General features: G+C 69.2%; 10 protein-coding genes and 1 pseudogene. 6 read left to right on the top strand and 5 right to left on the bottom strand.

The annotated features are described in order from the left end of the window. Positions 1–47 precede the first annotated feature (47 nt). Both ACPXB1_RS06070 and ACPXB1_RS06075 read left to right on the top strand, forming a co-directional pair. Positions 48–329, top strand: a complete 282-nt coding sequence (locus ACPXB1_RS06070) for a F0F1 ATP synthase subunit epsilon (protein ID WP_355591335.1) — start codon at positions 48–50, stop codon at positions 327–329. A 12-nt stretch (positions 330–341) separates the two neighbouring features. Next, a complete protein-coding gene (locus ACPXB1_RS06075) occupies positions 342–797 on the top strand; it encodes a DUF2550 domain-containing protein (RefSeq protein ID WP_355591337.1) in 456 nt (151 codons plus the stop codon). Positions 798–899: 102 nt separating this feature from the next. Here the strand turns inward: ACPXB1_RS06075 and ACPXB1_RS06080 are convergent, their stop codons facing one another. Together ACPXB1_RS06080 and ACPXB1_RS06085 are read right to left on the bottom strand one after the other, a co-directional pair. Then, a complete protein-coding gene (locus tag ACPXB1_RS06080; protein ID WP_355591340.1) occupies positions 900–1,286 on the bottom strand; it encodes a peptidase inhibitor family I36 protein in 387 nt (128 codons plus the stop codon). 322 nt (positions 1,287–1,608) lie between these two features. Continuing rightward, positions 1,609–2,181 carry a cob(I)yrinic acid a,c-diamide adenosyltransferase gene (locus ACPXB1_RS06085; RefSeq protein ID WP_355591343.1) on the bottom strand — a complete coding sequence of 191 codons (573 nt, stop codon included), beginning with the start codon at positions 2,179–2,181 and terminating at the stop codon, positions 1,609–1,611. On the opposite strand from ACPXB1_RS06085, the gene murA reads away from it, so the two are divergent. Both murA and ACPXB1_RS06095 read left to right on the top strand, forming a co-directional pair. Further along, the gene (gene murA, locus ACPXB1_RS06090; RefSeq protein WP_355591345.1) at positions 2,180–3,622 is read left to right on the top strand and encodes a UDP-N-acetylglucosamine 1-carboxyvinyltransferase; all 1,443 of its coding nucleotides are present in this window, start codon (positions 2,180–2,182) and stop codon (positions 3,620–3,622) included. The two genes, ACPXB1_RS06085 and murA, sit on opposite strands and share 2 nt — an antisense overlap. Before the next feature lie 92 nt (positions 3,623–3,714). Beyond that, positions 3,715–4,563 carry a 3-hydroxyacyl-CoA dehydrogenase family protein gene (locus ACPXB1_RS06095; RefSeq protein ID WP_355591348.1) on the top strand — a complete coding sequence of 283 codons (849 nt, stop codon included), beginning with the start codon at positions 3,715–3,717 and terminating at the stop codon, positions 4,561–4,563. Between the two features lie 155 nt (positions 4,564–4,718). Here ACPXB1_RS06095 and ACPXB1_RS06100 read toward each other — a convergent pair whose 3' ends face one another. Beyond that, complete coding sequence (locus tag ACPXB1_RS06100; RefSeq protein WP_355591351.1) at positions 4,719–5,564, bottom strand: ABC transporter permease; 846 nt, start codon at positions 5,562–5,564, stop codon at positions 4,719–4,721. Beyond that, positions 5,561–6,412, bottom strand: coding sequence for an ABC transporter ATP-binding protein (locus ACPXB1_RS06105; protein WP_355591354.1), 852 nt, complete (start codon positions 6,410–6,412; stop codon positions 5,561–5,563). Before ACPXB1_RS06105 ends, ACPXB1_RS06100 begins: the two co-directional genes overlap by 4 nt. Before the next feature lie 151 nt (positions 6,413–6,563). Between ACPXB1_RS06105 and ACPXB1_RS06110 the strand changes: the two genes are divergently transcribed. Beyond that, on the top strand, positions 6,564–8,570 hold the full coding sequence (locus tag ACPXB1_RS06110) for a protein meaA (protein ID WP_355631790.1): 2,007 nt from the start codon (positions 6,564–6,566) through the stop codon (positions 8,568–8,570). 232 nt (positions 8,571–8,802) lie between these two features. Here ACPXB1_RS06110 and ACPXB1_RS06115 read toward each other — a convergent pair whose 3' ends face one another. After that, entirely contained in the window at positions 8,803–9,099 is a 297-nt protein-coding gene (locus ACPXB1_RS06115; RefSeq protein ID WP_053655666.1) for a DUF1540 domain-containing protein, read from the bottom strand. 598 nt (positions 9,100–9,697) lie between these two features. Here ACPXB1_RS06115 and ACPXB1_RS06120 point away from each other — a divergent pair. Then, a pseudogene (locus ACPXB1_RS06120) lies at positions 9,698–9,884 on the top strand (hypothetical protein); the annotation flags it as partial.

Consider the following 9,884-nt stretch of genomic DNA (forward strand, 5'->3'; position numbering starts at 1 on the left):
TCAGGACTAGACTTTCGGCATTCCGCCCGCCGCAGCAAGGAGACAGCGTGGCACAGCAGCTTCACGTCGAGCTCGTCGCCGTCGAGGAAAAGGTCTGGTCAGGTGAGGCCGAGATGCTCGTCGCCCGGACCACCGAAGGCGAGCTCGGTGTCCTGCCGGGGCACGCGCCGCTGCTCGGTCAGCTCGCAGAGCCGGGCCAGGTCCGCATCAAGCTGGCCGGTGGTGAGCAGATCTCGTACGACGTGGCCGGCGGCTTCCTCTCGGTGAGCCCCGACAAGGTAACCGTGCTGGCCGAGAGCGCTACCCCGGTTTCCGCGCAGAGCAGCTGAGCCACACCGGGGATGGAGATCGTCGAAGGAATCGGGATCGGCGTCGCCGTCGTCCTCGTCGCGCTTCTCTTCCTCTTCGTCCGCCGCGCGCTCGTCACCCGTACCGGTGGCATCATCCGGCTCAGCGTCCGGACCACCACAATGCTCGACGGCCGCGGCTGGTCACCGGGCTTCGGCCGGTTCGCCGGTGAGGAACTGCGCTGGTACCGGATGTTCAGCTTCGCGCTGCGACCCAAGCGGGTGCTCTCCCGCAAAGGGCTGGCAGTGGAGCGCCGCCGCTTGCCCGAGGGGCAGGAGCGGCTCTCCATGCCGGCCGACTGGGTGATCCTCCGCTGTGCCAGTCACCATGCACCGGTGGAGATCGCCATGGCGCGGTCGACAGTTACCGGTTTCCTGTCCTGGCTCGAGGCCGCCCCTCCGGGGGCGGTCTCGCCGCGTATGGCCTCCCAGGACTGGCCGGCTGCCTGAGCCGCCCATCCTGCGTGGCGCACAACGCGGCGCGTTCGACGAGGCTGGGTAAGAACGAGAAAGTGGGCCACGGGTTCCGTGGCCCACTTCGTTGTTGTGCGACTAGCAGCTGGCGGTACGCCAGCGGTGCGACCGCAGGTTCTCGTAGATGTCATTCATGAACTGGTCGTTCTGTCCGAGGCATCCGTACGTGCCGGTGTAGTTCGCGCCCGAGTAGAAGTGGACGGACCGGTAACTCGTGCTGCGGCCCCGGTTCATCGCGGACCGGACGACCTGGTTGTCGGCCCAGGAACACACCACAGGCGTGTTGTACCAGTCGTTGTCGGCGTTGCTCCAACTGCAGCGCGAGCCTGTCGCGTTGTTGCCGCTCCAGACGCAGAAGCTCCCCACTGGGCAATCCCCGGGAGCTGCCTGGGCCGGCACGGCCATTCCGATGGTGAGCAGCGACATCATTCCGAGCATGGCGACGATCCTGCGAACAATCCTCACGACATCTCCCCGCTGTTGCTGACGGCTCCGATGGCAGCCGTGAACGCTGCCATCGGCACCCTACGTCGTGGACAGTTCGGGGATCTATCGATATAGGACGATGTCGACGTGAGCCCTTGAGCCTCTCGCACCCAACGCCCGTTCGACAGCCGGCGTACGTTCCCGAGCCGCTGGCGTGCGGGTGCCGGCCGGGACGGAACAGTGTCCAGCCGCAAGAGGGCGCGGCCGTGGCCAGCTCAGAGTCGAGGAAACAGCGCTGGCTACGCGTGAGGGCGGCCAGATCGGGAACCCACACCTCCACGTGCTGGCGGGGCGCCTACGCTCAGCGCTTGCCGCCCGGCACCCATAGCACATCGCCCGCCGGATTTGCCGTTCTTGACAGGATGAAGAGCAGATCGGAGAGCCGGTTGAGATACTTTGCCGGGAGCGGGCTGGTTCGCTCCGGATCGTGGCTGACCAGCGCCCATGCCGATCGCTCGGCACGCCGGGCAACGGTCCGCGCCACGTGCAGGAGTGCCGCACCGGGGGTGCCGCCGGGGAGGATGAAGGAGTCGAGCTTGCTCAGGCGTGCGTTGTACTCGTCGCACCAACCTTCGAGGCGCTCGACGTACTCCTCGGTGACCCGCAGCGGCGGATACTTCGGCTCCGGCTCGACCGGGGTGGCCAGGTCGGCGCCCACGTCGAACAGGTCGTTCTGCACCGACTCCAGCACGCCCCGCAGCTCATCGTCGAGCTGTCCCAGGGCGAGTGCCACGCCGATCGCCGCGTTGCACTCGTCGACATCCGCGTACCCGGCGATCCGTGGATCGGTCTTCGGCACCTGCTCGTTGTTGCTCAGCCTGGTCATGCCGGCGTCGCCGGCCTTGGTGTAGATGCGCGTGAGGTGGACGGCCATGACGCACAGCCTACGGATACCGGATCTGACGATCCCTACGCGGCCGGACACCACTGCCGGCTGGCCGGCGGTGGTGGGCCCCGGCGACGCCGGCGATCCGGCAATCAATGACGTCGATGTCATCCGGGTACGTGGTGATGCGCGGCTCGCCGGCACCGTCCACGTGGTCGGCGCCAAGAACTCGGCGCTGAAGCTGATGGCGGCCGCGCTGCTCGCACCGGGGCGGAGCGTGATCACCAACGTCCCGCGGATCACCGACATCGCGATCATGGGAGAGGTGCTGCGCCGGCTGGGGTGCGACGTCCGGTTCGACGCCGACGACCCGGTCGACCCGATGGTCGCCCGAGGGGGCGTCGCCCGGTCCCGCTCGGTGACGATCGACGTACCCGAGCAGCCCGGCGCGGACGCGGACTACGACCTGGTCCGGCGGCTCCGCGCGTCGATCTGCGTGCTGGGTCCGCTGCTTGCCCGTCGGGGCTTCGTGCGGGTGGCCCACCCCGGCGGTGACGCCATCGGCTCCCGTGGGCTGGACATGCACATCTCCGGGCTGACGCGGATGGGCGCGGAGATCTCCGGCGAGCACGGTTTCGTCATCGCCTCCGCCCCACACGGCCTGCGCGGCGCGGACATCGTGCTCGATTTTCCAAGCGTCGGCGCGACCGAGAACCTGGTCATGGCGGCGGTGCTGGCCCAGGGCACCACGATGATCGACAACGCGGCACGGGAACCCGAGATCGTCGACATCTGCACGATGCTCAACCAGATGGGCGCGCAGATCTCCGGCGCCGGCACGTCCACACTGCGGATCACCGGCGTACCCGGGCTGCGCCCGGTGCGGCATGCCACGGTGGGGGACCGGATCGTCGCCGGCACGTGGGCGTTCGGCGCGGCGATGACCCGGGGCGACGTGACGGTGACCGGGCTCGACCCGGCCTATCTGGAGATCGCGCTCGACAAGGTGGTCGCGGCCGGCGGCCTTGTCGAGACCCGGGGAGACGGCTTCCGCGTACGCATGGACGACCGACCCCGGGCGGTGGACGTGGTGACGCTGCCGTACCCCGGCTTCGCCACCGACCTGCTGCCGATGGCGATCGGGCTGGCCGCGGTCAGCGACGGGGCGTCCCTGATCACGGAGAACATCTTCGACGGTCGGTTCATGTTCGCGAACGAGATGATGCGGCTCGGCGCGGACATCAAGACCGACGGGCACCACGCGGTGGTCCGAGGGCGCGAGCGGTTGTCCGGCGCTCCGGTGCGGGCCACCGACATCCGCGCCGGGGCGGGGCTGATCATCGCGGGGCTCTGCTCGGATGGTGCCACCGAGGTTTCCCACGTGCACCACGTCGACCGGGGCTACCCGGATTTCGTGGCCGACCTGCGGGCGCTCGGAGTGGCGGTCGAGCGGGGCACCGCGCCGGAGGAGCCTTCGCTGGAGATCTGAGCCCCAGGGGCCCCCGGTCAGCCCCTTAGCCGTCGTTCAGGCTCGCCGACTAGGGTGCAGACAGGCACTCAATCGTGGCGAGGGAGAAGTAGATGGCGGGTCGACTCGCGGTCGTCGGGGCCGGACTGATGGGTTCCGGCATCGCCCAGGTGGCGGCGCAGGCGGGCTGGCAGGTGACGTTGCGGGACCTGGACGACGCGGCCACCGCCCGAGGGCTCGGCGGCATCCGTAAGTCGCTGGAGAAGTTCGCCGAGAAGGGCAAGATCGAGGCGTCCGAGGTCGAGGCGACGCTGGCCCGGATCACGCCGACCACCGACCTTGAGGCGGCGGCGGACGCGGACATCGTGGTCGAGGCGGTCTTCGAACGGCTGGAGATCAAGCACGAGGTGTTCCGCGCCCTGGACAAGATCTGCAAGGCCGACGCGGTGCTCGCCACCAACACGTCGGCCATCCCGGTCACCCAGATCGCCGCGGTCACCGAGCGGCCCGAGGCGGTCGTCGGCACCCACTTCTTCTCGCCGGTGCCGATGATGCAGCTCTGCGAGTTGGTGCGTGGCTACAAGACCACTGACGCCACGCTGGCCACCGTGCGGGCCTTCGCCGAGGAGATCGGCAAGACGGTCGTGGTGGTCAACCGCGACATCGCCGGCTTCGTCACCACGCGACTGATCTCCGCTCTCGTGGTGGAGGCGGTCAAGCTCGTCGAGTCGGGAGTGGTGTCGGCGGAGGACCTGGACACCGCCTGCCGGCTGGGCTTCGGGCACGCAATGGGCCCGCTTGCCACCACCGACCTGACCGGCGTGGACGTGCTGCTGCACGCGTCGAAGAACATCTACACCGACACCGCGGACGAGAAGTTCTTCCCGCCGGAGCTGCTCCAGCGCATGGTCACCGCCGGCGACCTGGGCCGCAAGACCGGCAAGGGCTTCTACACGTACTGAGCCGAAGGAAGGGCACCTTATTAACGCCTCGTGTAGAGGAAGGGCCCCTTATTAACAACTGCCGCCCACACCCCAGCGCGAGGGCGCGGAGCTGCTCCGGCGTTAACAGGGGACCCTTCCTCTACCGCAGGCGTTAATAAGGTGCCCTTCCTTGCTCAGCCGTCGCGCTTCGTGGTCCAGCGGAAGGTGGTCAGGCAGAGCACCAGGCCGATCACGCACCACAGGATCAGCACCAGCGCCACCCGACCCAGCTCGTACGAGCCGCCCGGTTCCTGCGCGCCGAAGCTCTCCGGCAGGAATACCGCCCGCAGCCCCTGGCACATCCACTTGAGCGGGAACAGCGCCGCCACCTGCTGCATCCAGGTGGGCAGTTCGGTGAAGACGAAGAACACCCCGGAGATGAACTGGAGTACCAGGGAGACCGGGGTGACCACCGCGGAGCCGCTGCGGGCCGTACGGGCCAGCGACGAGATGGCGATGCCGCACAGGGTGCAGGCGGTGACCCCGAGCACCGCGACCCAGCCGAAGGTGAGCCACTTCGCGGCGGTGCCGGGCAGGTCGAGGTCGAACAGCGCGACGGCGACGGCGAGCAGGAGCGCCGTTTCGGCGATGCCGATCACCACCACCATGATCACCTTGCCGGCGAACCAGACCCACTTCGGCATCGGCGTGCCCCGGTAGCGCTTGAGCACCCCCCGGTCCCGCTCGATCGGGATCCAGATGCCCAGGTTCTGGAAGCTCACAGTCATCAGACCGGTCGCGATCATGCCGGTGATGAAGTACTGGGTGAACTTGACCCCGCCGCCGATCTCGCCACCGAAGATCGAGGCGAAGATCAGGATCATGATGATGGGGAAGCCCATCGTGAAGACCACGGACTCCCGACTGCGCAGGAACTGGGTGATCTCCAGCCGGCCCTGGCGCAGGGCGAGCGAGCCGGCACCCGGCCGGCGTCCGCGGCTCGCGGCGACAGGGGTCGCCGGCCTCGTCGTGGTCGTCATCGCGCGTGTCCGATCATGGTGAGGTAGACGTCCTCCAGGGTCGGCCGGGTCACGGTGAGCCCCGGGACCTCGCCGCCGTAGCGCGCCGCCAGATCGGCCACCACTGCCGTCGGCGTCGCACTCTGCGTGCTCTCCAGCGTCCCGTCCGGGGTACGCCAGGACACCGTGGCCAGGGCCTCCTGCCGGTTGCCCAACTGGTTCGGAGTGGCCACCTCGACGAGCCGGCCGGCGGCGATGACACCCACCCGGTCGGCGAGCGACTCCGCCTCGTCCAGGTAGTGGGTGGTCAGCACGATTGTGGTGCCGGCCGCGGCGAGGTCCCGGATCAGCTCCCAGAACTCGCGGCGGGCCTCGGGGTCGAAGCCGGTGGTGGGCTCGTCGAGGAAGAGCAGCTCGGGGCGGCCGATGATGCCGAGCGCCACGTCGAGTCGGCGCCTCTGCCCGCCGGAGAGTGTGTGCGTACGGGCTTTCGCCTTTCCGGCCAGCCCGACCCGCTCGATCACCTTGTCCGGGTCGTCGGCGTCGGGGTAGAAGCCGGAGAAGTGCCGGATCACCTCGGCCACGGTCAGCTCGTCGAACTCGCCGGTGCCCTGCAACACGATGCCGACCCGGGACCGCCAGTCCGGGCTGGGGTGCGCGGGGTCCGCGCCGAGCACCGAAACCTCGCCCGCGTCGCGGCCCCGGTAGCCCTCAAGGATCTCCACGGTGGTGGTCTTGCCGGCACCGTTGGGGCCGAGCAGAGCGAACACCTCGCCACGGCGTACGTCGAGGTCCACGCCCGCCACCGCGACGTTGTCGCCGTACGCCTTGCGCAGCCCTCGGACGGAGATGGCCAGCTCGTCTTCCATGGCGTCAAGTGTGCGTCCTGGCCTGGTCGCTGCGCTGCCCGGGGTGTAGCGGTCGCCGACATCGTGCGCGTTAGGCACCCGGATGTCCGCGACATGGACCTGTGCGGTTTTGCACAGCCCGTTTTACTGAACGGTAACTTAGACTCCGGCCATGGATGAGAAGGCATCTGCGAGCCGGCTGCCCGAGCGTGACCGCCCGTGGGTGATGCGCACCTACGCCGGCCACTCGTCGGCCGCCGCCACCAACGCCCTCTTCCGCCGCAACCTGGCGAAGGGGCAGACCGGCCTCTCGGTCGCCTTCGACCTGCCCACCCAGACCGGGTACGACCCGGACCACGAACTCGCCGCCGGTGAGGTCGGTCGGGTCGGTGTGCCGGTGGCCCACCTCGGCGACATGCGGGCGCTCTTCGACGGCATCCCGTTGGCCGAGATGAACACGTCGATGACCATCAACGCCCCGGCGATGTGGCTGCTGGCCCTCTACGGCACGGTCGGGCTCGAACAGGACGCGGAACTGGCCCGCTGCGCCGGCACCACCCAGAACGACATCATCAAGGAGTACCTGTCCCGGGGGACGTACATCTTCCCGCCGGCGGCGTCCCTGCGGCTCACCGCCGACGTGGTGGCGTACACCCTGCGGGAGATGCCGCGGTGGAACCCGGTGAACATCTGCTCGTACCACCTCCAGGAGGCCGGGGCCACACCCGTGCAGGAGGTCGGCTTCGCGCTGGCCACCGCGGTCGCCGTGCTCGACGCGGTCCGCGACTCCGGCCAGGTGCCCGCCGAGCGGATGGGCGACGTGGTGCAGCGCATCTCGTTCTTCGTCAACGCCGGGGTGCGCTTCGTCGAGGAGATCGCCAAGATGCGCGCGTTCGGCGTGCTCTGGGACGAGATCACCCGCGACCGGTACGGGGTCACCGAGCCCAAACAGCGCCGGTTCCGCTACGGCGTACAGGTCAACTCGCTGGGCCTCACCGAGGCGCAGCCGGAGAACAACATCCAGCGCATCGTGCTGGAGATGCTCGGCGTGACGATGTCCCGCGACGCCCGCGCCCGCGCGGTGCAGCTGCCCGCCTGGAACGAGGCGCTCGGCCTGCCCCGCCCCTGGGACCAGCAGTGGTCGTTGCGCATGCAACAGGTCCTGGCGTACGAGTCGGACCTGCTCGAATACCCCGACATCTTCGCCGGTTCGCACGTGATGACGGCGCTCGTCGACGAGATCGTCACCGGGGCCCGGGTCGAACTGGACAAGGTGTTGGAGCTGGGTGGCGTGGTGGCCGCGGTGGAGACGGGCTACCTCAAGAGCGCACTGGTCGCCTCACTCGCCGAGCGGCGCCGCCGGATGGAATCCGGAGCCGACGTGGTGGTCGGCGTCAACAGGTACGTCGAGACCGAGCCCTCCCCGCTGACAGCCGCCGGAGCAGAGGCGGTAGAGCAGGTCGACCCGGCCGTCGAGGCAGCCGCCGTGGACGACGTACGCCGGTGGCGTGCCGAACGGGACGACGCGGCCGTCGACGCGGCACTGGCCCGGCTCCGCGCGGACGCCGCGACCACCACGAACCTCATGCCGGCAACCCTCGAATGTGTACGCGCCGGGGTGACCACCGGCGAGTGGGCCGGCGCGCTGCGCCAGGTCTTCGGCGAGTACCGGGCACCCACCGGCCTGGCGGGCGGCGTCGGCACCGGCGGGGACCCAGGTCTCGTGGCGGTCCGCGAGCGGGTCACCGCCACCGCCCGGGAGTTGGGCAGCGGGCGCCTGCGACTGCTGGTCGGCAAGCCCGGCCTGGACGGACACTCAAACGGCGCAGAACAGATCGCGGTACGCGCCCGCGACGCCGGCTTCGAGGTCGTCTACCAGGGCATCCGGCTGACCGCCGGACAGATCGTCGCAGCCGCCATCCAGGAGGACGTCGACCTTGTGGGGCTGTCGGTGCTGTCCGGCTCCCACCTGGCCGCCGTACCAGCGGTGCTCGACGGGCTTCGTGCCGCCGGCCGCGCTGACCTGCCAGTGGTGGTCGGCGGCATCATCCCCGCAGGAGATGCCGAGGCGCTGCAAGCCGCAGGTGTGGCCCGGGTCTTCACTCCGAAGGACTTCGCACTCACCACAATCATCGACGACTTGGTGACTGTCATCCGGCAGGCCAATTCCCTACCCTGACCACCACAACCAGCCGTGCCTTGCGTGGCCAGCCGGTGCCCTGCGTGGTTGCGCCTTTGCGTGGCCGGCCGACGCCCTGCGCGGTCGTGCCTTTCCCTGGTCGGTCGATCGGCGCCTTGCCGAAACTCCCCGCCGGTCAACCCGTCGAGGTGTGGGCAATGATGCCTGCGTGGTCGGTGGGACCCGCGTGGCTGGGCTAGGACCTTTGCGTCGTCGGTCGGCCTTTGGGGGGTCAGCGGTGGTCGTAGGTCATGCAGTCGGCCATGTCGTTGTCCGGCCCCACCCTGATCGACGGCGCGTGGCATTCCAGCTGCTCGTTGTGCAGACAGTCCGAGCGCTGGCAGGCACCCACCTGCGCGATAAGAGTGCCCAGGCCGCCCTGGACCGGTGACTCCACGAACGTGTGGCAGTGCGCGTGGTCAGCGCTGCCGATCGTGATCGCGAAGGCGTGACAGTCGCCGGCCTGGTTGTACGCACAGGCCGCAACCACACATTCCTGGACGCGGGGCATCTCCAACGCTGCAGTCATCTCGACCTCCAGAGGCTCTTGCCCCGATACTAGGCATTTGTCAGGCGCATCAACGCCGGTATCCGAGCGGTCCCACCTGACCGGTGTGTCCGACCTGCCTTGATCCACTCGTCTTCCTTGAAACCGGTGTGTCCGGCTGCGAGGGATGCCCCGGTTTCAAGGAACCCGAGTCGATCACCGCCCGCTGACCGGTTCGGCGACGCCTGACGGCGGACATGTGGGCGGTATGTCCACTGCCGGGCGCTTCAGGGTGTGACCGGTGGCATCGCCAGGCCGGAATCGCGGCGGCCCCGGCCGGGTTACATACCCCTGACGGTCGCAGTACCACCGGCCGCAGGCCCCCCCCTCTCGCGGGGACGCTGCCTGGACCGTGGCGCCGGCTCGACGCGGTAGCCAATTGGATAGGCCGCCCCGGGAATGACCCCGACCCCCGAGTGGTTACACATGGACCCGGCCGCCAGAGGCGCCCCCCGCGCCCGGCCGCCGTGAACGACCTTCCCCCCTTTGTTTTTGTGCAGCGCCGGACGAGGTGCTCACACCCGCGCACCGATCCCCCCGGGGTGTGTGGGTGTTTCCTACCCCCGAAGGAGCTACCCCCATGAACACGATCATCCGTAAGAGCATGCTGTCCGTTGCCGGTCTCGCGTTCGCCGGTGGTGTCTTCGCCGGCCCCATCGCCGCCCACTCCGCCGCGCCGGTGGATGGCAAGCCCGTCGCGGTCGTGCAGGCCGACAAGCCCGACACCGCCAAGCTGATCCCGCACGGCACCCAGGGCGCGCAGTCGC

Source organism: Micromonospora sp. DT68, assembly GCF_049847245.1.
Lineage (GTDB): Bacteria > Actinomycetota > Actinomycetes > Mycobacteriales > Micromonosporaceae > Micromonospora > Micromonospora profundi.

Coding starts and splice junctions, on each gene's coding strand:
- murA (WP_355591345.1), top strand. CDS start 2,180: ATGACGCACAGCCTACGGATACCGGATCTGACGATCCCTACGCGGCCG.
- ACPXB1_RS06095 (WP_355591348.1), top strand. CDS start 3,715: ATGGCGGGTCGACTCGCGGTCGTCGGGGCCGGACTGATGGGTTCCGGC.
- ACPXB1_RS06075 (WP_355591337.1), top strand. CDS start 342: ATGGAGATCGTCGAAGGAATCGGGATCGGCGTCGCCGTCGTCCTCGTC.
- ACPXB1_RS06085 (WP_355591343.1), bottom strand. CDS start 2,181: ATGGCCGTCCACCTCACGCGCATCTACACCAAGGCCGGCGACGCCGGC.
- ACPXB1_RS06100 (WP_355591351.1), bottom strand. CDS start 5,564: ATGACGACCACGACGAGGCCGGCGACCCCTGTCGCCGCGAGCCGCGGA.
- ACPXB1_RS06110 (WP_355631790.1), top strand. CDS start 6,564: ATGGATGAGAAGGCATCTGCGAGCCGGCTGCCCGAGCGTGACCGCCCG.
- ACPXB1_RS06105 (WP_355591354.1), bottom strand. CDS start 6,412: ATGGAAGACGAGCTGGCCATCTCCGTCCGAGGGCTGCGCAAGGCGTAC.
- ACPXB1_RS06115 (WP_053655666.1), bottom strand. CDS start 9,099: ATGACTGCAGCGTTGGAGATGCCCCGCGTCCAGGAATGTGTGGTTGCG.